We start from the raw sequence: 22,025 nt of genomic DNA, 5'->3' as shown, positions 1-22,025 counted from the left end.
TGACCGGAGGATGACGAGGTTATTGTGGCAGGGCGTTGTAGGCCTTCCGCACCGCCGCCTGCCACCTGGCGTCCCCCGCCAATTCGCGCGGAAACACCTCGTCCAGTTCGAGGAACGCGTCGACGCCGTGCAGGCCCGCCAGCCTGCCCGCCAGGGGATCGACGATCGCCACGCCCTCGCGGGTCCGGCGTTCGACGAAGCGCATCCAGGCGGCGATCGGAACGGCGAGGCGGTCCACCGGCCGTCCGGTGGCCAAGGCCTCGGAGGTGGTCTCCAGGATGCGGAACGGCAGTTTCTGCGAGCCGTCCCAGGCGATCTGGCTGAGCGTGTGGACGATGGCCGGGTTGCGGAACCGCTTCAGGACCCCAGCGATGTAGTCTCCGGCCTCGAGATCGAGGCTCGGCGCGATGTCCTGGCGCATCATGGCCTCGACGAAGGCCGCCAGTTCGGGATCGGCCATGGCCTCGGAGACGGTCTCGCAGCCCTGAAGCAGTCCTGCATAGGCCAGGGTCGAATGGGCGCCGTTCAGCAGGCGCAGCTTGGCGCGCTCGAAGGCCGCGACATCGGCGGCGATGGTCGCGCCGGCTTGCGCCAGCACATCGGCGGCGGAGCCCGCCTCGATCACCCATTGGACGAAGCCCTCGCGCTGGACCGGCCAGGCGTCGGTCAGGCCGACGGCCTGGGCCACTTCCGCCCGCAGGGCGTCGTCGGTGGCCGGCGTGATGGAATCGACCATGGTCGAGCGAAAGATGACTTCGCCCGCGATCCAAGCGGTGAGGTCGGCCTCGCCCCGCGCCTCGGCGAACTGTAGGACCGCGCGGCGCAGGCGCCCGCCATTGTCCGAAAGATTGTCGCAAGGCAGGACCGTGAAGGCCGGTAGGCCTGCCGCGCGCCGCCGCGCCAGGCCCTCGACCAACCAGCCGATGAAGCTGGCCGGCGTGTCCGGGCGCTCGAGGTCGTAGGCGATGTCGGGATGGGTCTCGTCCAGGTCGCCGCCTGGGGTCAGGCAGTAGCCCTTCTCGGTGACCGTGGCGGTGACCAGCCAGACCTCTGGCGAGGCGAGGCGGGCGAAGACGGCGTCCGGAGTCTGGGCGGCGGTCAGCACCTCGCGGATCGAGCCGATCACCCGGAAGGTCGGCTGGGCCTCGCGCTCGGCCAGGACGTAGAGCCCGTCCTGGGGACCCAGCGCCTCGCGGACGCCGGGGCTCTTCAGCGAGACCGCGCTGACAGCGACGTCGGGCCGGTGGGCCAGCATCTCGTCGAAATACCAGGCCTGGTGCGCCCGGTGGAAGGCGCCGGGGCCGAAGTGGACGACGCCGATCCGGGCGGCTTGCCGGTCATAGGCGGGCAGGGTGATCCCCGGCCGGACCAGGTCCAACCGGGCGGGGGTCAGGCGCGGCGGGCTCAAAGGGTGACCCCGCGCTTCCAGAGCGCGATCTCCCGTTCGCCGTTCTCCTCGGCGCGGGTCGTCCGCCCCGAGGCTGTGGCCAGGACCAGCGCCATCAGGCCCTCGGTCGCCTGGTCCAGGGTCTGGCCGGCGGCGATCCGGCCGGCGTCGAAGTCGATCCAGCGCGGCTTGCGCTGGGCCAGGCCCGAATTGGTGGCGATCTTCAAGGTGGGGGCGGGGAAGCCCAGGGGCGTGCCGCGCCCGGTGGTGAACAGGATCACGGTGGCGCCGGCGGCGGTGAGGGCCGTGGACGAAACCGCATCATTGCCGGGGGCCTCCAGCAGGACCACGCCGGCGCGGTCGGTCCGCTGCCCGTAGCGCAGCACCTGGGTCACCGTCCCGCGGCCGGCCTTCTGCACCGCGCCCAGGGACTTCTCCTCCAGGGTGGTGACCCCGCCCTCGATATTGCCGGGCGAGGGGTTCTCCGAGATCGGTTCGCCATGGGCGATGAAGTAGGATTTGAAGTCGTTGACCACCTCGACCACCGCGTCGAACACCGCCTCGTCGCGGGCGCGGGCCATCAGCAGGCGTTCGGCGCCGAAGATCTCCGGGATCTCGGTGAGGATGGCGGTCCCACCGGCGCCGGTCACCGCGTCGGCCACCCGGCCCACCAGGGGATTGGCGGTGAGGCCCGAGAAGCCGTCGGATCCCCCGCACTTCAGGCCGATCACCAGGTCGGAGACCGGGCAGGGAACCCGCTTGTCGTGCTCGGCGAGCTCCACCAGGGCCTCCACCGCGGCCAGGCCCGCCTCGATCTCGTCCTCGGTCATCTGGGCGGCGAAGGCGCGCAGGCGCGCGGGATTGGCGCCGTCCAGGCTCTCCAGTAGGGGCGCGAGCTGGTTGCTCTCGCAGCCCAGGCCGATGATCAGCACGCCCCCGGCGTTGGGGTGGCGGGCCAAGGCCGCGATCATGGCCCGCGTGGCGGACAGGTCGTCGCCGAGCTGCGAACAGCCGAACGGGTGGGTCAGCGCCACCACCCCGTCGACCCGGCCGGCGAACCTGCGATTGGCCGCCTCGGCGATCTTCTGGGCCGTGCGCGCCACGCAGCCGACGGTGCAGAGCACCCAGATCTCGTTTCGCGTGCCCACCCGCCCGTCGGCGCGGCGATAGCCCTCGAAGGTCGCGTCGTCACCGGGGAGCGCCTCCGGCGCGCTCGGGGCGAAGCTGTAGGCCTCCAGTCCGCTGAGGGCGGTGGCCAGGTTGTGGCTGTGCACATGGTCGCCCGGGGCGATGTCGGCGGTGGCCCGGCCGATCGGCCAGCCGTATTTCAGCACCGGATCGCCGGCCTTCACCGGGTTCAACGCCATCTTGTGCCCGGCCGGGATCGCCGCGCGCGCGGTCACGCCGCCCACGGAATCGCCCTCGGCGACGCCCACGAGGGCCGTGGCGACATCGTCGCGGGGATCGATGCGTAGGATGGTGGCGATGTCGGTCATGGTCTATAAATTGATACCGGTGTCATGACTTACGCAAGCGTCACTTGTTGCGGCGACGGGGCGCAGGCTATGAACATCCCCAGGTACATTGCGGAAGAAGACACCCGTGGCGGCGCGCGAGGCAGGGACGAAACCGAGGCCGGCGGGTATGGAGGGCTCCTCCCGCCGCCCGACGATCAATGACGTGGCGCGCATGGCCGGGGTCTCCAAGAAGACCGTGTCGCGGGTCATCAACGAGAGCCCCTTCGTCAAGGAAGACACCCGCAAGGCCGTCCAGACGATCATTCGCGAGACTGGCTACGCTCCCGATCCCCAGGCCCGGGGCCTGGCCTTCCGGCGCTCGTTCCTGGTCGGGCTCATCTACGACAACCCCAATCCCCAGCACACGGTCAGCCATCAGCAGGGCCTGTTGGACGCCATGGCCGGCTCCGGCTTCGAGCTGGTGGTGCGCCCGGTGGACCGGACCAGCCCGCGCCTGCTGGACGAGATGCGGGTGTTCATCGAGCGCCAGAAGCTGTTCGGCGTGGTGCTGCCCTCGCCGGTGTCCGAGGACGAGCGCCTGGCCGCCCTGCTGCAGGAACTGGACGTGCGCTATGTCCGCATCGGCTCGGTCGCCCTGGACGAACCCGGCCGCATGCTGGTCAGCCACGACGGCAAGGGCGCGGCCGAGGCCGCCCGCCACCTGGCCGACCTGGGTCACACCCGAATCGCCCTCATCTCGGGCCCCACCAGCTTCCGGTCGTCGGTGGAGCGGCGGAAGGGCTTCGAGTCCGGGCTGGCCGAACGCGGCCTGTCGCTGGACCCGGCCCTGGTGAAGGTCGGCGGCTACACCTACGAGTCGGGAGTCGGCGCGGCGAAGGAGCTGCTGGCGCTGAAGGCCCGACCGACGGCCGTGTTCTGCCTCAACGACGAAATGGCCACCGGCGTCTACACCGCCGCCCGCGAGGCGGGTCTGCGCATCCCCGAAGACGTCTCGGTCGTGGGTTTCGACGACTCGTCCATCGCCAGCCGGCTGTGGCCGCCGATGAGTTCGGTGCGCCTGCCCCTGCGCGACATGGGCCGCATCGCCGGCGAAATGCTGGTGCCCAACCCCCTGCGCGACAAACCCAAGGTCCAGCCCGACATCCAGCCCGAACTGATCGTCCGCGCCTCCAGCGCCAAGGTGGGGTAGGGCCGGCCATCGGATAGGCCGGCGCCGAAAGTTCATTGCCCCTAACAATGACACCGGTTACCTTGAGGCCAATCGAGCGTCAGGCTCGCGATCCGGAAACGCCGAAAAGAGGCCGCTGATGGCCAAGTCCCTGAAGTTGAACGACGACCGGCTGTTGCCGGTCGAGCCGGCGACACGCGCCATCGCCCGTGCGCTCTACGCCGAGGTCCGCGGCCTGCCGATTATCAGCCCGCACGGCCACACCGACCCGGTCTGGTTCTCGCAGAACGCGGCCTTCCCGAACGCCACCGAGCTGCTGCTGGCCCCCGACCACTACCTCTACCGGATGCTCTATTCGCAGGGGATCTCGCTGGAGAGCCTGGGCGTGCCCGACCGTTCGGGCATGAGCAGCGCCGACCCGCGCGCCGCCTGGCGGATCTTCGCGGCCAACCAGCACCTGTTCCGCGGCACGCCTTCGGCCATGTGGCTGGGCCACGTGTTTGCCGAGGTGTTCGGCTTCGAGGTCCGGCTGGAACCCGAGACGGCGGACTTCTATTTCGACGCCGTCAACGAGAAGCTGGCGACGCCGGAATTCCGGCCGCGCGCCCTGTTCGACCGCTTCAACATCGAGGCCCTGGCCACCACCGAGAGCCCGTCGGACAGCCTCAAGCATCACCTGGCGATCCGCGACTCCGGCTGGGGCGGCCAGGTGATCACCGCCTATCGCCCCGACCCGGTGATCGATGTCGAGCACGAGCAGTTCGGCCAGGCCATGGAGCGGTTCGCCGAACTGTCAGGCGAGGACGTCTATTCCTGGCGCGGCTATCTGGAGGCCCACCGCATCCGCCGCGCGGCCTTCAAGGACGCCGGGGCGACTTCCACCGACCACGGCCATCCGACGGCGGCCACCGCCGACCTGCCCCCGGCCGAGGCCGCGGCCCTGTTCGAGACCATCGTCTCCGGGCGGGCCGGACCCGCCGAGGCCGAGCTGTTCCGCGCCCAGATGCTGACCGAGATGGCGGCGATGAGCCTGGACGATGGCCTGGTCATGCAGATCCACCCGGGTTCGTTCCGCAACCACAACGCCGGGGTCTTCGCGGGCTTCGGCCGCGACAAGGGCGCCGATATCCCCACCTCCACCGACTATGTGCGCGCGCTGAAGCCGCTGCTGGACCGGTTCGGCAATGCGCCCGGCCTCTCGGTGATCCTCTTCACCCTGGACGAGACCGCCTATGCCCGCGAGCTCGCGCCCCTGGCCGGCCACTATCCGATCCTGAAGCTGGGCCCGGCCTGGTGGTTCCATGACAGCCCGGAGGGCATGCGCCGGTTCAGGGAACAGACCACCGAGACGGCGGGCTTCTACAACACCGTCGGCTTCAACGACGACACCCGGGCCTTCCTGTCGATCCCGGCCCGCCATGACGTGGCCCGGCGCGTGGATTGCGGCTTCCTGGCCAAGCTGGTGGCCGAGCATCGCCTGGACGAGGGCGAAGCCCGCGAGCTGGCCGTCGACCTGGCCTACAACCTTCCCAAGCGGGCCTACCGGCTGGATCGCCAGCCTGCCGCCCCCATGGCGCTCAGCGCCTGACCAAGGACCCGACCATGTTCAAGAAGACATTCCACGCGACCCATCCGGACATGATGAAGGGCGCCGACAACGAGGCCCTGCGCGACCGCTACCTGGTCCAGGACCTGTTCGCGGCCGACACCGTCAGCCTGAACTACAGCCACAACGAACGCTTCGTGATCGGCGGCGCGGCCCCGGTCTCCAAGGCCGTGAAGCTGCCCGATCAGACCGAGCCGGCCAGCGCCGCGGGCCATCCGTTCCTGGAGCGCCGGGAGCTCGGCGTGGTCAATGTCGGTGGGGCGGGCAAGATCACAGTCGACGGCCAGGCCTTCGACATGGCGCCGCGCGATGGCCTCTATGTGCCGATGGGTTCGAACGACGTGGTCTTCGAGAGCGCCGATCCGGCCAGCCCGGCGAAGTTCTACCTGGCCTCGACCCCGGCTCATAAGGCCTGCCCGATCACCAAGATCGCCATCTCCCAGGCCAATCCCCTGGAGCGCGGCACGCCTGAGCAGTCCAACGAGCGGACCATCTTCCAGTACTTCATCCCAGGGGTCTGTGAGACCGCCCAGCTGCTGCTGGGCGTGACCTTCCTCAAGCCCGGCAGCGTCTGGAACACCATGCCGCCGCATCTGCACGATCGCCGCTCGGAGATCTATTTCTACTTCGACCTGGAGGGGGACGATAAGGTCTTCCACTTCATGGGCGAGCCCGAGGCCATGCGCCACATCGTGGTCGGCGCCGACGAGGCGGTGATCAGCCCGCCCTGGTCGATCCACATGGGGGCCGGGACTTCCAACTATGGGTTCATCTGGGCCATGGGCGGGGAGAACCTGGACTATACCGACATGCACGTCCTCGACATCTGCCAGTTGAAATAGGCGCCCCATGTCGTTGCAAATGTTCGATCTTTCCGGCAAGACGGCTATCGTCACCGGAGCAAACACCGGCCTGGGCCAGGCCATAGCCGAGGCCCTGGCCGGCGCGGGCGCCGACATCGCCGCGGTGGGCCGAACGCCCCCCGTGGACACCCGCTTCGCCGTCGAGGCCAAGGGCCGGCGCTTCCATGACATCACCGCCGACCTCGGCGGCCTGGAGCCGATCGAGCGTATCGTGGCCGAGACCGTCGAGCACCTGGGCGGGGTCGACATCCTGGTCAACAACGCCGGGATCATTCGCCGCAACGACGCGCTGGACTTCACCGAAGACGACTGGGACGCGGTGATGGACGTCAACCTGAAGACCACCTTCTTCCTCACCCAGGCGGTCGGGCGACGGATGGTGGAGCAGGGGCGAGGCGGCAAGATCGTCAATGTCGCCTCGATGCTGTCCTTCCAGGGCGGGATCCGGGTGGCCTCCTACACCGCCAGCAAGAGCGGCATCGCTGGCCTCACCAAGCTGCTGGCCAATGAGTGGGCGGCCAAGGGCATCAATGTGAACGCCATCGCGCCGGGCTATTTCGCCACCAACAACACCGAGGCCCTGCGCGCCGACGAAGGCCGCAGCCGCGATATCCTGGCCCGCATCCCGGCCGGACGCTGGGGTCGGCCGGAAGACCTGGGCGGGGCGGCGGTGTTCCTGGCGTCCAGCGCGGCCGACTACATGCACGGGGCGATCGTCCCGGTCGACGGCGGCTGGCTGGCCCGCTAGCCCCGCAGCCGCTCGAAGGCCGAGGGGCCGCTTCGGGCCCCAATCGCGGCGACGATCTGGTCCGCGCAGGCGCCGGGTATGGTGTTCGTGGTGTCGACGCTGAAGTCATAGTCGCCGTGTGCGTGGACCAGGTCGAACTGGCTGCGCACCTGACCGGGCTGGCGGTCGCCGCGGGCGATCTCCCGCCGCTCGGCCTCGGCCAGCTCGCAGCAGACCCCGACGAAGAACACCTCGCGGTCCGCGGTCGCCTCCAGCCAGTCCGTTAGCAGCCAGGGCTCGAACAGCACGTCGTCGACGATCACCGAGAGGCCGCAGTCGGCGAGCGCCGCGACCGACTTGTGGAAGGCCCGGACCATGGCCTGGGCGCCGGGGCCCAGGTGGAGGGGCGTCGCGCCGTCTGCCTCGTGCGTGAAATAGGTCCCGTGGGGCGTGTTGTGCCAGCTGGGCGGCATCAGGCCGAAGACGAAGGCGTCGAGGCTCACGATCACCGGCCGCGGATCCAGGCGCTTCTGCAGAGAGCGGGCGAGGGCGCTCTTCCCGGCGCTGGAAGATCCGTTCAGCAGGATGATCGCCGGGCCCGTCACCCGGCAAGCTTAGCAGCGGACGACCTGGGTTCAACGGCCCACCGCGGCGTCCTGGTCACAGTTTGGGCGTCTCGTGCCCAACAAGCGGGCGAGTGGTATTGCGGGTGTGACGGATTCGTGGCTACCCTTCGATGATACCGGTGTCAAACGCTGCATTGCACAATGACACCGGTGTCATGTAGGTAACAATCAAGGATGCGTCGATCCGATATGCCGCAAGTCGGCGCGGTGGGCGGTCCCTCGAGGGAGGATGCCATGGGTCGGACTTGGACGATGTCGCGCTGGCTGCTGGCCGGCGCCTCGGTGACGGCGCTCAGTCTGGCCACGCCCGCCGCCGCGCAGGACGCGACCTCGGAGGTCGAGGAGGTGGTGGTCACCGGCTTCCGCGGCAGCCTGCAGCAGGCGCTGAACCTCAAGCGCGACTCTTCCGTCGCCGCTGACACCATCCTGGCCGAGGATATCGGCAAGTTCCCCGACCTGAACCTTTCGGAATCCATCCAGCGAATTTCCGGCGTGGCGCTCGCCCGCGACGCCGGGGAGGGCCGTCAGATCACCGTGCGCGGCCTGAGCCCTCAATTCACCCGCGTGCGCATCAACGGCATGGAGGCCCTGACCACCGCCGGCGGCACGGACGCTTCGGGCGGCACCAACCGCGGCCGCAGCTTCGACTTCAACATCTTCGCCTCTGACCTGTTCAGCTCGATCACCGTGCAGAAGACCGCCTCGGCCCAGACCGAGGAGGGTTCGCTGGGCGCCACGGTCGACCTGCGCACGGCCCGGCCGCTGGACTATGACGGCTTCAAGTTCGCCGCTTCCGCCCAGGCCAGCTACAACGGCCTGTCCGAGAAGACTTCGCCGCGCATGGCCGCGATGATCTCCAACACCTGGGCCGACAACACCCTCGGCGCCCTGCTGTCGGTGGCCTACAACAAGCGCACCCTGCTGGATGTCGGTACGTCCACGGTGCGCTGGGCGCGGGGAACCAACGTCGCGCCGGGCTTCGACGCCCTGCCGAACGCCGCGGGTCTGCCGACCACCGCCAACCCGGCGGCCGCGGCGGTGAACGCGGCCTATCACCCCCGAATCCCGCGCTACGATCGCTACGACCAGGAACAGGACCGGCTGGGCGCCACCCTGGCCCTGCAATGGAAGCCGAGCGATCGGACCGAGCTCACCTTCGACCTGCTCTACGCCAAGCTGGACGGGAACCGGGAGGAACAGTTCCTGGAAGTGCCCTCGTTCAGCGTCAACGGCGCCTGCACCGCGGCCAATGTGGCCACGAGTTGCGGCATCGCCGACACCAATGTCACGGCCTCGACCATCGACGCCAACAACACCCTGGTGGCGGGCACGTTCAACGATGTCGATCTGCGGGTCGAGGACCGCTACGACGAGCTGACGACCACCTTCACCCAGTACTCGCTCGACTTCACCCACGAGTTCTCGGACAACCTGCGCGTCCACGCCCTGGCCGGCCATTCGAAGTCCGACCACGACAACCCGGTCCAGACCACGATCATCTGGGACCAGTTCAACGTCGACGGTTACCGCTACGACTACAGCCAGGGGCGAGCCCCGCTGCTGACCTATGGCAACGCCAACCTGGCCGACGCTAGCGCCTGGACCCTGACCCAGGTGCGCATGCGGCCGCAGACCGCCAGCAATGTCTACGACACCGTCCAGGCCGAGGTGGAGTTCGAGCCCAACGAGATCTTCAAGTTCTCGGCTGGCCTGAACTGGAAAAGCTACGAGTTCGAAAGCACCGAACTGCGCCGTTCCAACGGGACCAGCGCCAACCAGGAGCCGGTGATCCCGGCGGGGGTGGCGGCCATCGCGCTCTCCAGCTACGCCAAGACCGTCAACCTGCCGACCAGCGGGCTGGGCGCGCCGGCCGGCACGGTGACATCATGGGTGTCGCCCAGTTATTTCGCCGCGGCGACCGCCTTCAACCTCAACGATCCGACCGCCTTCGGCGGCGCCTGGCGGTTGGGCCGCGAACCCGCGCTCGGGAACAATCGCGGGGTGTCGGAGGAGGACAAGGGCGGCTTCGTGCAGGTCGATTGGTCGACCGAGATCGCCGGCATGCCGTTCCGCGGCAATATCGGGGTCCGCCATGTCCAGACCCAGCAGAGCGCCTCGGGCTACACCTTCCTATCGGGCGCGGCGGTGCCGATCACCGTCGACCGCACCTATGAGGACACCCTGCCGTCGCTGAACGCGGTGCTGGAGCCGATGGAGAACCTGCTGATCCGGTTCGGCGCGGCCCAGACCATGTCGCGGCCCGACCTGGGCAACCTGACGCCGGGCGCCACGGTCAGCGTGTCGGGCACCACCCGCTCGGTCACCGCCGGCAACCCCAATCTCGATCCGTTCCGGGCCGACGCCTACGACCTGTCGTTCGAATGGTACTATCAGCCCGAGGCCCTGATCAGCGTGGCGCTGTTCAAGAAGAAGGTCGACAGCTTCGTCCAGACGCTGTCGACCGGAATTCCCTTCACCGGCAATCCGTTCGGCATCCCCGACAGCGTGGCGACCGCCGCCTGCGGCTCGACGCCCGGCTGCAGCCCCGCCGCGCTCTGGCAGTTCTCGACCCCGCGCAACACCCCCGGCGGCGACCTCGAGGGCTATGAGATCAGCTTCCAGCAGCCACTGAGCTTTCTGCCCGGGCCGCTCGCCAATCTCGGCTTGCTGGCCAACTACACCTATGTGAAGTCGTCCATCGACTATCTGAACGCCGCCGGCGCGGTGGTGGCGACCAACGACATCACCGGCCTGTCGCGCAAGGCCTACAACGCCACGCTCTACTATGAGGACGAGAAGGTCAGTGCGCGGGTCTCGGCCAGCTACCGCAGCCGCTACCTGACCCGCGTGCCCGGCGCCGAGGCTGGCACCACCTTCGACGGAACCAACGAGACCTTCAATGTCGACGCCTCGTTCACCTACACCTGGAACGACAACCTGAAATTCACCGTCGAGGGCGTGAACCTCACCGACGAGTTCCAGGATCAGTTCAACGACCAGACTGACCGGCTCTCGTTCTACCACCACACCGGCCGTGAGTTCCTGGTCGGGGTCCGCTACACCTACTAGGCGCCTTCTCCCCGAGAAGACCACTGTATCGGCGCGCCGGGATGACCGGCGCGCCGCCTTGTTCAAGGAGACTGCCAGCGTGGGCCGCGTCGTCTGTTTCGGGGAAATCCTCATCCGGCTTTCGGCGCCGGACGCCGAGCTGCTGCTGCAGTCGCCCAGCCTCAAGGTCTGCTTCGGCGGGGCCGAGACCAATGTGGCGGTGTCCCTGGCCAGGCTGGGGCACGAGGCGGCCATGCTCTCGGTCGCTCCCGACAACGCGCTGGGCCGGGCCGGGATCGACGAGTTGCGCCGCTACGGGGTCGACGTCTCGCGGGTGGCGGTGACGCCGGGCCGCCAGGGGCTCTATTTCCTGACCCCGGGCGCCGCTCAGCGCGCCTCGCAGGTGCTCTACGACCGTGCCGGCTCGGCCTTCGCCCTGGGCGCGGGAAGTCTCGACTGGGACGTGGCCCTCGCCGGGGCGGAGTGGCTGCATGTCTCGGGCGTCACCGCGGCCATCGGCCAGCAGACGGCGGACGCCGCCATCGCCGCGGTGCGGGCCGCCCACCGGCTGGGGGTCAAGGTCTCCATGGACTGCAACTACCGGGCAAGCCTCTGGCAGGCCTGGAACGGCGACGCGCCGGCCATCCTGGGCGAGATGCTGAGCCACGCCGACCTGGTGTTCGGCGACCACCGCGACATCGCCCTGGTGCTGGGTTCCCGCTTCGCCGCCGCCCAGCCGGGGGAGAGCACGGGCGACCTGCGCCGCAGGGCGGCTAGCGCCGCCTTCGAGGCCTTCCCCAAACTCCAGCGGATGGCCTGCACCGACCGGGTGCAGCACACCGTCAACCACCATGACATCTCGGGCCTGGTCTTCACCCGTGAGCGGACCTGGCGCACCGAGAGCCGGCCGCTCAACCCCATCATCGACCGGATCGGCGGGGGCGACGCCTTCGCGGCCGGCGTCCTGCACGGTCTACTGGCCGGGCTGGAGGAGGGGGCGGGGCTGGAGTTCGCCATCGCCGCCGCGGCCCTGAAGCACGCCACCCCCGGCGACTTCAACCTGGCCACCCGCGCCGAGGTCGAGGCCCTGGTCGCCAGCGACAGCCTGGATGTCCGGCGCTGACAGGCGCCTGACATGACGGAAGTTTAATCCACCGCCCCGCGCCACCGCCCGCGCGCGGTGTATGAAAGGCCCCAAACGCCGCCGGCGCCCGAGAGCGCCGCGCCCTGGGAGCCCGCAATGAACACTTGGAAGTCCGTCCTGCTGGGGGCCTGCGCGCCCGTCCTGCTCGCCGCCTGCGCCACCGCCCCCGCGCCGACCCCGCCCGTCCAGTCCGTTCCGGCCCCGGTCGCCGAGACGCCCAAGCCGCAGCCGAAATTCGGGACCTTCGGCTTCGATGTGGCCGGCATGGACAAGGCCGTCGCCCCCGGCGACGACTTCTTTGAGCACGCCAACGGGACCTGGGCCAAGACCACCGAGATCCCCGCCGACCGCGGCAGCTACAACACCTTCGGCATCCTCACCGAGATCGCCGGAGTGCGGACCCGGGCGATCATCGAGGACGCCGCCAAGGCGCCGGGGGCCGAAGGCTCCGAGGCTCGCAAGATCGGCGACTACTATGCGAGCTTCATGGACCAGGCGGCCATCGAGGCCGCGGGGCTCAACCCGCTGAAGCCGGAACTCGATCGGATCGCGGCCATCAAGACCCGCGCCGACCTGTCGCGCGAACTGGGCGCGGGCCTACGAGCCGATGTCGATGCGCTGAACGCCACCGACTTCCAGACCGACCGGCTGTTTGGCCTGTGGGTCGCCGAGGACATGAACGACACCTCCATGTACCGGCCCTATCTGATGCAGGGCGGCCTGTGGATGCCGGACCGCGAGTACTATCTGGGCGACACGCCGCGCTTCAAGGATCTGCGGGCCAAGTACCAGGACCACATCGCCAGGATGCTGACCCTGGCCGGCTATGACGACGCGCCCCGGCGCGCGGCGCGGGTCCTGGCCCTGGAGACCGCTATCGCCAAGGCGCACTGGACCGTGGACGCCACCTCGGACGTGGCCAAGGCCAACACGGTCTGGACGCGGGCCGAACTCGCCGCGAAGGCGCCGGGCCTCGACTGGACCGCCTATCTCGCCGCCGCGGGCCTGGCCGACCAACCGCGTTTCGGCGCCTGGCAGGCGAGCGCCATCGCCGGTCTCGCCAAGCTCGTCGGCGACCAGCCGATCGCGGCCTGGAAGGACTATCTGGCCTTCCATGCGGTGGAGCGGGGCGCCCCGCTGATGGGCCAGGCCCTGGTCGACGAGCATTTCGCCTTCAACGGCACGGCGCTTTCGGGCACGCCCCAGCAGCGCGAGCGCTGGAAGCGGGGGGTGGACAACACCAGCCTGGCCCTGGGTGAGGCCGTCGGGAAGCTCTATGCCGAGCGGCACTTCTCGCCTGACGCTAAGGCGCAGGTGCAGGACATGGTGAAGAACCTGCTCGTCGCCTTCGACGCACGCGTCGATCGGCTGGACTGGATGAGCCCGCAGACCAAGGCCCGGGCCAAGGAGAAGCTGGCCAATTTCAAGGTGGGCGTCGGCTATCCCGACAAATGGCGGGACTATTCGGGCCTGCGGATCGTGCGCGGCGACGCCTACGGCAATTGGGAGCGGGGAAGCCTGTTCGAGTACCGGCGCAATGTCGCCAAGCTCTCCAAGCCTGTCGACCGCGACGAATGGTTCCTGCTGCCGCAGGACGTCAACGCGCTGAACATGCCCATGCAGAACATGATCATCTTCCCCGCCGCGATCCTGGAGCCGACCTTCTTCGATCCGAACGCGGACGCCGCGGTGAACTACGGCGCCATCGGCGGGGTGATCGGCCACGAGATCGTGCACGGCTTCGACGATATCGGCGCGTTGTTCGACTCCAGGGGCAATCTGAAGAACTGGTGGACGCCGGCCGACATGGCCCAGTTCAAGGCGCGGGGCGCGGCGCTGGCCCGGCAGTACAGCACCTATGAGCCGCTGCCCGGCCTGCATCTCAACGGCGAACAGGTCCTGGGCGAGAACATCGCCGACCTCGCCGGCCTGGCCACGGCCTATGACGCCTATCACCTGTCGCTGAAGGGCGCGCCGGCCCCGGTGATCGACGGCTTCACCGCCGACCAGCGGTTCTATTTCGGCTGGGCCCAGAACTACCGCTCCAAGTACCGGGAAGCCGCCCTACGGCGGGCGGTGCTCACCGGCGTCCATTCGCCGGGCATGTACCGCGCCCAGACCGTGCGCAACCAGGACCCCTGGTACGGCGCCTTCGACGTCAAGCCGGGGCAGGGCCTCTATCTGGCGCCGGCCGATCGGGTGAAGATCTGGTAGCCCAGATCGTCCCCATCAATGATCCGGACGACCCGCGGGTCGCCGCCTATCGCGACGTGCGCGAGCGCGACCTGGTGGGTCGCCAGGGACTGTTCGTGGCCGAGGGCGAGGTGGTGCTGCGGGTGCTGGCGCGCTCGCGCCTGCACCGGCCCGTGTCGCTGCTGATCGCGGAGAAGCGGGTGGCGGGCCTGTCGGAGATCCTGGCGGCGATCGCCGACGACGTCCCGGTCTATGCCGCCGGCCAGGCGGTGATGGACGCGGTGGTCGGCTTCCCGATCCATCGTGGCATCCTGGCGCTCGGGACCCGCGTCGCCGAACCCGATCCGGCCGTATTGCTGGCCGGCCTGCCGGAGCGCGCCCTGGTTCTGGTGCTGAGCGCTATCGCCAACCACGACAATATGGGCGGGCTGTTCCGCAACGCCGCGGCCTTCGGCGCGGACGCCGTGCTGCTGGACGCCGACTGTTGCGATCCGCTCTACCGCAAGGCCATCCGGGTTTCAGTGGGCGCGGCCCTGACCACGCCCTTCGCGCGGCTGGCGCCGGGGGCGGACCTGCTGGGCCTGCTGGAAGGTCAGGGCTTCGAGGCCGTGGCGCTCAGCCCGCGTGGGGCGACGACCTTGGCGCAGCTCTCGCGACCGCCCCGGGCCGCGGTGGTGCTGGGCGCGGAGGGGGCTGGATTGTCGGAGCCTCTGCTGGCGCGGGCCAGGACCGTGCGGATTCCCATGGCGGACGGCTTCGACAGCCTGAACGTCGCGGTGACGGCGGGCGTGGTCCTACACCACCTGGCCTTCGCGGCCCCGGCTTCGGCGAAGCGCTAGCGGGCGCGGCGCACCGTGGCCGCGCCGTCCTCGGTTTCCTCGATCAGCGAGCGGGTCAGGTTGAGAATGGCGGTGCGCAGCGCCGGTTGCTGGACGCTGGCGAAGGCTTCGAGCAGTTGCACCGCGCCAGGCACGGCCAGCTTCTCGAACAGGCTCTCGTCCCCCTGGGAACTGGCCGTCTCGCCGACCAGTTCGCCGACCGAGGTGTCCAGCTTCTGGGCGATCTTCACCAGCATCGAGGCCGAGACGCGGTTCGCGCCGCGCTCGTACTTCTGGACCTGCTGGAAGCTGACCCCCAGATGGTCGGCCAGGGTCGACTGCGAGATGCCCAGCCATTTGCGTCGAACCCGAATACGGTGGCCCACCGCCACATCGATCGGGTCTGGGCCTTGGTCTTCGCCGTTCTCGTTCACCGAAACGTCCTCATCGCGCCGCTGCACTTTGCGCACACTGTTATTTGACACAGCGGCAAGCTAGGCCGCCACATCTTTATGGTGAAGTGGACGTTGCGCCGCAGTGCAGGGTTAATATTCGCTTGTTGAGGGAATTCAAGCGTTCGGGGCGCGATCCTGAAGAATGGCGCCAATCTGGTCGAGGACCGCGAGGGCCGTTTCCTCGCCGTGACTCTCGCATATCTCGCCGGCCCGATGGATGATGCATGACAGGGCGGCCAGGTCGCGTGGGCCCAGCAGGCTGGCCATCTGCAACAACTGTTCGGTCTCATCGGACCGCGGCCTGGCGTCGCCGCGAAGCGGTTGCGAACGGATGGGGCGGCCGCGAGTCTCGGAGGGAGTCTTGAAGGTCATGGGGCGTTGGCCGCGGCGAGCGCCCCGGCGTCCTCTACAAAAAGCTCATGGGAATCGATGATGCGGGCCATCGGCGACAGGGATGCGAGCGGCGCGGCCATGGCTTGGCGCAGGGCGAGTTCGTCGCGGGCGCCCAGCGCCACGGCGTCGCGCACCACCTCGACCGACAGGTCCCGGTCGACGGCGGCGAAGGCGGTGGCCAGCACGCTGTCGCACAGGGAAAACCCGATCAGCGCCAGCGGACCGCCATAGGCCCCCGCCGTCTGGCTGAAGCCGCGGTGCGAGAAGGCCGACGGGCCGTTGCGTAGATAGACCGGCTCGCTGGGCAGGGGTTCCAGGCCCGCGATGGGCCGCCCGGCCTCCAGCGTCGCCTCGCGGCGGTGGACGTGCAGCACCGGCCAGCGCCGGCGGCGGGCCTGGTCCAGCACCCGGCGGCAGGCCTCGATGGCGCGCTCGGCGCCCTCGCAACCGGCTCCGGCGGTGGCCCGGCCACGCTGGAGGTCCAGGCAGACCAGGACGGAGGGACCGCACCTCATTGGCTGAGCGCCCCGAAGTTGGCCGCGGGACGCGCGGCCGAGCGGTCCAGCACGCCGAACTGGTCCCAGGCGCCCTCCGGGCGCAAGAGCTCCAGGGCAGGGCTGTCGAGGGTCAAGGCGTCGGGCGGCGGCACGCCTTCGACGATCATCTCCACATAGTCGTGGTCCGACACCACGAAGCTGCGGCGATCCTCGCGGATCTTGGCGTTGAAATACTGTTCCCAGAAAGGGATCAGGCGCACTTGGCCGTAACCGAGGATCGTGCGGTAGTTCTTCTTCTCGGCGAGCCGCTTGGCGGCCAGGATCAGCATCAGCGTCGCGCGGCCGCGCCGGTATTCGCGCCGCACCGCCACCCGCTCCACCTTGGCGAAGTCGGCGAACCAGCGGATGCGCAGGGTCCCGATCGGCTCTCCATTCCGGCGTAGGACCAGGTGGGTGGCGCCGGCGAAGTCGTTGCCGTCATACTCCTCGTGATACGGGCAAGCCTGCTCGCCCATATAGACCAGCGTCCGCACCGCCACGGCCTGCATCAGGTCGTCCAGGGTCCGGCAGACGGTGACCACCAGTTCGGCCTCGTCGATCTCGGTGGCGGCGCGCGCTTCCAGCGGCAGACGGACATTGGCGTTCATCAGGCGGCCTTTCTGGGCGTGAGGCGATCGTTGGCGCGCCAGGGCGGCGCCGACACCAATCCCCCCGCATGGGCGCGCGCGCCCATGCGGTCGTGCAGCACGCGCTCGCCTTCCGACGTCGCGGCCCGGGCGTAGAATGGAAGGGCGCCATAGACCTCGCGCTGCAATTTCATGGCGCCGACGATGACCGCGGCGCGGCTTCGCGGAGTCAGTCCGGCCATCCCCCAGCCATAGAAGGCCCTGGCCGCCTCGCCAGGTCGCGCCAGCATCGCGTCGGGTGGGGACAAGCCGTCGAAATCGCCCCGGGCCAGGCTGGGACAGGCCGCCGCGGAGAGCGGGATAACCGCGAGCGCGCCGATCAACTGGCCGTCGCGCGAGCGCATCGCGAACGTGGCGCACCCGGTGCGCGCCTGGACCCGAAGCATGGTGTCGAGGGAGGCGATCGCCGGTCCGATCAGGTGTTCCGCCAGGGCGTGGCCCTCGGCGATATCCTCGTCCGTCGCCAAGCGAAGGCCCAGTTCGGCCATGGCCCGTCTTGCGTGCGGCAGACGATTGACTGGCATTTGTCGACGCCCGGTCTTTGCGAAGCTATCATTCCTTAGGGCGTGCTCCCGCAACCGTGGAGCCACGAAGTCTGTATGAGAGCCCCACGGATATGACGGGTGTGCGGATGGACGGTCGGGGCGCGAGCCGCGCGGACTGGGACGACATCAAAGCCTTCGTCGCCGCCGCGGAGACCGGCAGCTTCGGCGCCGCAGCGCGCCGCCTGCGCACCACCCAGCCGACGATCACCCGCCGGATCGACGATCTCGAGACCCGTCTGGGCGCTCGGCTGTTCAATCGCGGCCTGCGCGGGGTGACCCTGACTCGGGCTGGAGAACTGGTCTTCGACCGCGCTTTCACCATGCAGCGCGCGTTCGGCGACATCGAACGGCTGGTCCTCGACGCCGAGAATCCGAACGCTGGCGACGTGACGATCGCGGTGTCGGAAGGCATCGGGGGCTACATCCTGGGGCCGGAAGTCGCCGACTTCATGCGCGAGCATCCGGCGATCCGGCTGGCGATCGACTGCGGCTTTCACCCGGACAATCCAGTCGACGGGCACGTCGACCTTTCGATCCAGCTCGGCGACGCCGGCGGCGCCACGGACATGACCGCCAAGCCGCTCGCCACGCTGCATTACGCCCTATTCGCCGCCCGGGAGTACCTGGATACGTATGGCGCGCCCACGCGCCTGGATGCGGCGGCGGGCCATAGGTTCGTCTATCACGCCGCCCAGGCGCGGGATCGCTGGGATCCGAAGACCAACGCCTTCATGGAGCTGGCGGCCCCGGCGCTGATCCTCAACTCGTCGACGGCGATGCTGCAGGCGATCCGGCGCGGCGCCGGCATAGGGGCGATCCCGACGGCGATCCTGCCGCTCGCCCCCGATCTGGTGATGCTGGACATCCCGCCGCTGGCCTCGCCGACCCTTTGGCTGTGCCATCACCGGGAGGCGATGAAGTCGGCGCGGGTGGCCCGGGTGGCCGAGTGGCTGGTCTCGATCTTCGACGCGCGCGAGCGGCCGTGGTTCCGGCCGGAGTTCGTCCATCCCTCGGAATTCGCCGAATGGTCCTGGCCCGCCGCCACGGCCGGCGTGCGCCGCTAGGCCGCGGATCGCGCGAGCCGGGCTAAATTCGACCTTAACCTTGTTCGACCACGCTCCAGTCTCCGTCAGCGAGAAGAAAAACACGGGGAGTGCGGATGTCGGGCGAGGGGGCGGCGACACCAGACGTGCGTCCGTTCGGCCTGGATATCTCCCAGGCGGTCTGTGATCGCGCCACGCGGCTGGCCAAGACCCTGTTCGGCGCCGTCGATTCCCGGATCGTCCTGGTCAATGGCGACGCCTTCTGGAGCAATCGCGACCCGGAGGGAAAGGTCGTTCAGGGCCGGCCCGCGGCCATCGACATCATCCTGGACAGCGGGGAGTTGCTGTGGATCCCCGACACCCGGCTCGATCCACGCTTCTGTAATTCTCCCTCCGTAGTGGGCCCGCCCCATGTGCGGTTCTGCGCCGGCGCGCCGATCCTGCTGGCGGACGGGGCCTGCGCCGGCGTCCTGGGCGTCACGGGTTTGGAGCCGCGAGCCTTCAACCAAAGCCTGGCCAACCGGTTGGCCGATCTGGCCGAGTTCGTCGCCGACGAGTGGGACCGCGCCCAGGCGACCCGGGCGCGCGAGGCGATCCAGCGCGAGAACGCCGAGTTGTCGGCGACCATGGGGGCGATCTTCGGCGCCTTGCCGGGGACGGTGGTGCTGACCGACCATGACCTGAGGGTGGTCTGCTGCAACCCCGCCTGGGCGCGACGGATCGGCTACGAGGTCGGCCAGGTGATCGGACGCTCGCTCTATGAGGTGTCGCCCTGGGCCGAGAACCATCGCAAGAGCTACGAGCGCTGCCTGGCGGGCGAGACCATACGCAATGAGCGCTTCCCGGCCACCGCCGCCGACGGCCGGGTCGTCTGGAGTAAGATCGAGCTGGCGCCCTGGTGGAACGCGCGCGGCGAGGTCGGCGGCATGGTCGCCGTCAGCCTGGACATCACCAACATGGTCGAGGCCCTGGACGAGACCCGGCGCTCCGAGGAGCGGCTGACCCTGGCCATGGAGATCGCCGAGCTCCACGTCTACGAGGTCGACTGGGCGCGCCGCGAGTTGATCAAGACCGGCAGCGAGGACACCTTCTTCTCCGAGCCGAAGACCTTCGATGAACTCTATGCCGACATCTTCGGCACCATAGATCCGCGCGACCGCGCCAAGGTCATGCAGGAGTGGGACCGGCACCTGAACGAAGGCGTCCCCTATCGCCCGGAATACCGGGTGGTGCGCAGCGACGCCAAGGAGGTCTGGGTGCAGGGCGCCTGCCAGCTGATCCTTGACGAGAGAGGCCAGCCGCACCGCCTGATCGGCGCCCTCCAGAACATCACCGAACGCAAGGCCGCCGAGCGCGCGCTGCTGCAGGCCAAGGAAGACGCCGAGACCGCCAATCGCGCCAAGTCCACCTTCCTCGCCACCATGAGCCACGAGATCCGCACCCCGCTGAACGGGGTGCTGGGCATGGCCCAGGCCATGGCCATGGACGGCCTGACCGAGCGTCAGCGCGACCGGCTGGACGTCATCCGCCAGTCCGGCGAGACCCTGCTGGCAATCCTCAACGACGTGCTGGACCTGTCGAAGATCGAGGCGGGGAAGTTCGAGCTGGAGGAGGCGCCGTTCGACGTCGCGCAGCTGGCCCGCGGGGCGCATGCGGCCTTCAGCGCTATCGCCAGCAAGAAGGGCCTAGCCTTCGACCTGGCCATCGCCCCCGGGGCGCAGGGAGTCTATCGCGGCGATTCCACGCGGGTGCGGCAGATCCTCTACAACCTGGTCTCCAACGCCTTGAAATTCACCGAGAGCGGCGAGGTGAGGGTCACCGTGGACCGCGCCGGCGACGCCCTGCGGCTGACCGTGGCCGACACCGGCATCGGCATACCAGCCGAGCGGTTGGCCAGTCTGTTCCAGAAGTTCGAGCAGGCCGACGCCTCGACGACGCGCCGTTATGGCGGGACCGGCCTCGGCCTGGCCATCTGCCGCGAACTCGCCAGCCTGATGGGCGGCGTGGTCGACGCCTCCAGCGCCCCCGGCGCGGGCACGACCTTCGTCGTCAGCCTGCCCCTGGCGAGGATCGGCGATAGCGTGCCGCTGCCCGCTCCGCCGCCGTCGCCAAGCGAGACCGCGCCCTCGAACGGCGAGGCGCAGGCCCCGCCGCTGAGGGTGCTGGCCGCCGAGGACAATGCGGTCAATCAGCTCGTCCTGAAGACCCTGCTGCAACAAATCGGCATCGATCCGGTCATCGTCGACAACGGCGCCCAGGCTGTGGAGGCCTGGAGCCGCGAGATCTGGGACGTCATCCTGATGGACGTCCAGATGCCCGAGATGGACGGCCCCACGGCCACCGGGATCATTCGCACCCGCGAGACCGCCGAGGACCGTCCGCGGACGCCGATCATCGCGCTCACCGCCAACGCCATGGCCCATCAGGTGGCGGAGTACGCCGCGGCCGGCATGGACGGTTTCGTCGCCAAACCCATCGAGGTCGGCCGGCTGTTCGACGCCCTGCAGGCGGTATTGGAAGCCCGGGACGCGGCGCAGGCGGCCTAGACCGCCACGGGTTCCGGCTTGGCCGAGACCCGCCGCCACACCTCGGTCGCGTGCACGCGATCGAGATAGGCGTTCACCGCTGGGAACGGCGACCAGTCGAAGGGCGTGATCGTCCGGTACGATTCGAAGGTGGCCACGGAATAGTCGGCGATCGTCAAGTTGTCGCCGAGCAGGAAGCTGCGGTCCTTCATGTGCGCCTCCAGGACCGGAGCGAAACGGGCGAGCCCGACCTGGGCCTCGGCGACCGCAACCGGATCGGCCGGGCCGAGCTTCAGCAACGGCTTGGCGACGATCTCGAAGGCTAGGGCGCCGAAGGCCCGGTTGAAATGGACCAGCTCCCAGGCCTGCCAGCGGGCCACCTCGGCGCGGCCCCGGGCGTCGCGCGGATAGAGCCGCTCGTCGCCGGCCATCTCGGCCAGGTACTGCATGATCGCGTTGGACTCGGTGAGACGATACCCCTCGACGGCCAGCACGGGGACCATGCCGTTGGGATTGATCGCCTTGAAGGCTGGAGAGGCGAGATCTCCGAAATCGTGGCGCAGGATCTCCACCTTCAGGCCCAGGTGGGCGATCACGGCCTCGACCTTGCGGCCATTGGGCGAGCCGGCGACGGTATGGAGTTTCAGCATCGGGACGTTGCTCATCGGTGAGTTCCTCTGTCCCGGCCGCCACCTCGGCGTCCGGTTCATCAACAAGACGTCGCCGCGACGCCCGAGGATTCTCTGGGCAAACTAATTCTCGGCGGGCGAATCCTTCGCGCTGGCCCGCGCGTCTCCATCTTTGGAGAGTCCCTGGAGGTTCC

General features: G+C 69.1%; 19 protein-coding genes. 10 read left to right on the top strand and 9 right to left on the bottom strand.

Translation table 11 applies throughout. From position 1 onward, the window contains the following. Nucleotides 1-19: 19 nt before the first annotated feature. Together V6M51_RS09830 and V6M51_RS09825 are read right to left on the bottom strand one after the other, a co-directional pair. Nucleotides 20-1,408, bottom strand: coding sequence for a mannitol dehydrogenase family protein (locus tag V6M51_RS09830; RefSeq protein ID WP_332766735.1), 1,389 nt, complete (start codon nucleotides 1,406-1,408; stop codon nucleotides 20-22). Further along, nucleotides 1,405-2,883 (bottom strand): UxaA family hydrolase, encoded by a 1,479-nt coding sequence (locus V6M51_RS09825; RefSeq protein ID WP_332766733.1) that lies wholly within the window; start codon nucleotides 2,881-2,883, stop codon nucleotides 1,405-1,407. Before V6M51_RS09825 ends, V6M51_RS09830 begins: the two co-directional genes overlap by 4 nt. 148 nt (nucleotides 2,884-3,031) lie before the next feature. Here V6M51_RS09825 and V6M51_RS09820 point away from each other — a divergent pair, with 148 nt between their 5' ends. The 4 genes from V6M51_RS09820 (at nucleotide 3,032) to kduD (ending at nucleotide 7,250) form a co-directional block, all read left to right on the top strand. Next, on the top strand, nucleotides 3,032-4,054 hold the full coding sequence (locus V6M51_RS09820) for a LacI family DNA-binding transcriptional regulator (protein ID WP_332766731.1): 1,023 nt from the start codon (nucleotides 3,032-3,034) through the stop codon (nucleotides 4,052-4,054). Between the two features lie 118 nt (nucleotides 4,055-4,172). Continuing rightward, nucleotides 4,173-5,621: a glucuronate isomerase gene (gene uxaC, locus V6M51_RS09815; RefSeq protein WP_332766729.1), complete on the top strand. Its 1,449-nt coding sequence runs from the start codon at nucleotides 4,173-4,175 to the stop codon at nucleotides 5,619-5,621. Nucleotides 5,622-5,635: 14 nt separating this feature from the next. Further along, nucleotides 5,636-6,481: a 5-dehydro-4-deoxy-D-glucuronate isomerase gene (gene kduI, locus V6M51_RS09810; protein ID WP_332766728.1), complete on the top strand. Its 846-nt coding sequence runs from the start codon at nucleotides 5,636-5,638 to the stop codon at nucleotides 6,479-6,481. 7 nt (nucleotides 6,482-6,488) lie between these two features. Continuing rightward, nucleotides 6,489-7,250, top strand: a complete 762-nt coding sequence (kduD, locus tag V6M51_RS09805) for a 2-dehydro-3-deoxy-D-gluconate 5-dehydrogenase KduD (protein WP_332766726.1) — start codon at nucleotides 6,489-6,491, stop codon at nucleotides 7,248-7,250. Here kduD and V6M51_RS09800 read toward each other — a convergent pair. Further along, nucleotides 7,247-7,834 carry a chloramphenicol phosphotransferase CPT family protein gene (locus V6M51_RS09800; protein ID WP_332766724.1) on the bottom strand — a complete coding sequence of 196 codons (588 nt, stop codon included), beginning with the start codon at nucleotides 7,832-7,834 and terminating at the stop codon, nucleotides 7,247-7,249. The genes kduD and V6M51_RS09800 overlap by 4 nt on opposite strands. 255 nt (nucleotides 7,835-8,089) lie before the next feature. Here V6M51_RS09800 and V6M51_RS09795 point away from each other — a divergent pair, with 255 nt between their 5' ends. The 4 genes from V6M51_RS09795 (at nucleotide 8,090) to V6M51_RS09780 (ending at nucleotide 15,079) form a co-directional block, all read left to right on the top strand. Continuing rightward, nucleotides 8,090-10,924: a TonB-dependent receptor gene (locus V6M51_RS09795; protein ID WP_332766722.1), complete on the top strand. Its 2,835-nt coding sequence runs from the start codon at nucleotides 8,090-8,092 to the stop codon at nucleotides 10,922-10,924. Between the two features lie 79 nt (nucleotides 10,925-11,003). Next, on the top strand, nucleotides 11,004-12,026 hold the full coding sequence (locus V6M51_RS09790; protein ID WP_332766720.1) for a sugar kinase: 1,023 nt from the start codon (nucleotides 11,004-11,006) through the stop codon (nucleotides 12,024-12,026). Between the two features lie 117 nt (nucleotides 12,027-12,143). After that, nucleotides 12,144-14,261, top strand: coding sequence for a M13 family metallopeptidase (locus V6M51_RS09785; RefSeq protein ID WP_332766718.1), 2,118 nt, complete (start codon nucleotides 12,144-12,146; stop codon nucleotides 14,259-14,261). A 56-nt stretch (nucleotides 14,262-14,317) separates the two neighbouring features. Then, entirely contained in the window at nucleotides 14,318-15,079 is a 762-nt protein-coding gene (locus V6M51_RS09780; RefSeq protein ID WP_332766716.1) for a TrmH family RNA methyltransferase, read from the top strand. Here the strand turns inward: V6M51_RS09780 and V6M51_RS09775 are convergent. From V6M51_RS09775 to V6M51_RS09755, 5 genes are all read right to left on the bottom strand, one after another. Then, a complete protein-coding gene (locus V6M51_RS09775; RefSeq protein WP_332766715.1) occupies nucleotides 15,076-15,528 on the bottom strand; it encodes a helix-turn-helix domain-containing protein in 453 nt (150 codons plus the stop codon). The genes V6M51_RS09780 and V6M51_RS09775 overlap by 4 nt on opposite strands. 99 nt (nucleotides 15,529-15,627) lie before the next feature. Continuing rightward, nucleotides 15,628-15,885, bottom strand: coding sequence for a hypothetical protein (locus V6M51_RS09770; protein ID WP_332766714.1), 258 nt, complete (start codon nucleotides 15,883-15,885; stop codon nucleotides 15,628-15,630). Continuing rightward, nucleotides 15,882-16,421, bottom strand: coding sequence for an isochorismatase family protein (locus tag V6M51_RS09765; RefSeq protein ID WP_332766712.1), 540 nt, complete (start codon nucleotides 16,419-16,421; stop codon nucleotides 15,882-15,884). Before V6M51_RS09765 ends, V6M51_RS09770 begins: the two co-directional genes overlap by 4 nt. After that, a complete protein-coding gene (locus V6M51_RS09760) occupies nucleotides 16,418-17,050 on the bottom strand; it encodes a GNAT family N-acetyltransferase (protein WP_332766711.1) in 633 nt (210 codons plus the stop codon). Before V6M51_RS09760 ends, V6M51_RS09765 begins: the two co-directional genes overlap by 4 nt. After that, a complete protein-coding gene (locus V6M51_RS09755) occupies nucleotides 17,050-17,577 on the bottom strand; it encodes a hypothetical protein (protein ID WP_332766709.1) in 528 nt (175 codons plus the stop codon). Before V6M51_RS09755 ends, V6M51_RS09760 begins: the two co-directional genes overlap by 1 nt. A gap of 128 nt (nucleotides 17,578-17,705) precedes the next feature. Here V6M51_RS09755 and V6M51_RS09750 point away from each other — a divergent pair, with 128 nt between their 5' ends. Together V6M51_RS09750 and V6M51_RS09745 are read left to right on the top strand one after the other, a co-directional pair. Continuing rightward, nucleotides 17,706-18,698 (top strand): LysR family transcriptional regulator, encoded by a 993-nt coding sequence (locus V6M51_RS09750; RefSeq protein WP_332766707.1) that lies wholly within the window; start codon nucleotides 17,706-17,708, stop codon nucleotides 18,696-18,698. A 95-nt stretch (nucleotides 18,699-18,793) separates the two neighbouring features. Continuing rightward, nucleotides 18,794-21,223, top strand: coding sequence for an ATP-binding protein (locus tag V6M51_RS09745; protein ID WP_332766705.1), 2,430 nt, complete (start codon nucleotides 18,794-18,796; stop codon nucleotides 21,221-21,223). Here V6M51_RS09745 and V6M51_RS09740 read toward each other — a convergent pair. Next, nucleotides 21,220-21,867 (bottom strand): glutathione S-transferase family protein, encoded by a 648-nt coding sequence (locus V6M51_RS09740; RefSeq protein WP_332766703.1) that lies wholly within the window; start codon nucleotides 21,865-21,867, stop codon nucleotides 21,220-21,222. The two genes, V6M51_RS09745 and V6M51_RS09740, sit on opposite strands and share 4 nt — an antisense overlap. Nucleotides 21,868-22,025 lie beyond the last annotated feature (158 nt).

This window comes from Phenylobacterium sp., assembly GCF_036677185.1.
Taxonomy (GTDB): Bacteria; Pseudomonadota; Alphaproteobacteria; order Caulobacterales; family Caulobacteraceae; genus Phenylobacterium.
This window is presented reverse-complemented; position numbering and strand designations above follow the sequence as displayed.

Bases quoted from the DNA above. Each gene is read 5' to 3' on its own strand.
- V6M51_RS09785 (WP_332766718.1), top strand. From the start codon at position 12,144: ATGAACACTTGGAAGTCCGTCCTGCTGGGGGCCTGCGCGCCCGTCCTG.
- V6M51_RS09750 (WP_332766707.1), top strand. From the start codon at position 17,706: ATGACGGGTGTGCGGATGGACGGTCGGGGCGCGAGCCGCGCGGACTGG.
- V6M51_RS09820 (WP_332766731.1), top strand. From the start codon at position 3,032: ATGGAGGGCTCCTCCCGCCGCCCGACGATCAATGACGTGGCGCGCATG.
- V6M51_RS09795 (WP_332766722.1), top strand. From the start codon at position 8,090: ATGGGTCGGACTTGGACGATGTCGCGCTGGCTGCTGGCCGGCGCCTCG.
- V6M51_RS09770 (WP_332766714.1), bottom strand. From the start codon at position 15,885: ATGACCTTCAAGACTCCCTCCGAGACTCGCGGCCGCCCCATCCGTTCG.
- V6M51_RS09765 (WP_332766712.1), bottom strand. From the start codon at position 16,421: ATGAGGTGCGGTCCCTCCGTCCTGGTCTGCCTGGACCTCCAGCGTGGC.
- kduI (WP_332766728.1), top strand. From the start codon at position 5,636: ATGTTCAAGAAGACATTCCACGCGACCCATCCGGACATGATGAAGGGC.
- V6M51_RS09740 (WP_332766703.1), bottom strand. From the start codon at position 21,867: ATGAGCAACGTCCCGATGCTGAAACTCCATACCGTCGCCGGCTCGCCC.
- V6M51_RS09755 (WP_332766709.1), bottom strand. From the start codon at position 17,577: ATGGCCGAACTGGGCCTTCGCTTGGCGACGGACGAGGATATCGCCGAG.
- kduD (WP_332766726.1), top strand. From the start codon at position 6,489: ATGTCGTTGCAAATGTTCGATCTTTCCGGCAAGACGGCTATCGTCACC.
- V6M51_RS09760 (WP_332766711.1), bottom strand. From the start codon at position 17,050: ATGAACGCCAATGTCCGTCTGCCGCTGGAAGCGCGCGCCGCCACCGAG.
- uxaC (WP_332766729.1), top strand. From the start codon at position 4,173: ATGGCCAAGTCCCTGAAGTTGAACGACGACCGGCTGTTGCCGGTCGAG.
- V6M51_RS09745 (WP_332766705.1), top strand. From the start codon at position 18,794: ATGTCGGGCGAGGGGGCGGCGACACCAGACGTGCGTCCGTTCGGCCTG.
- V6M51_RS09825 (WP_332766733.1), bottom strand. From the start codon at position 2,883: ATGACCGACATCGCCACCATCCTACGCATCGATCCCCGCGACGATGTC.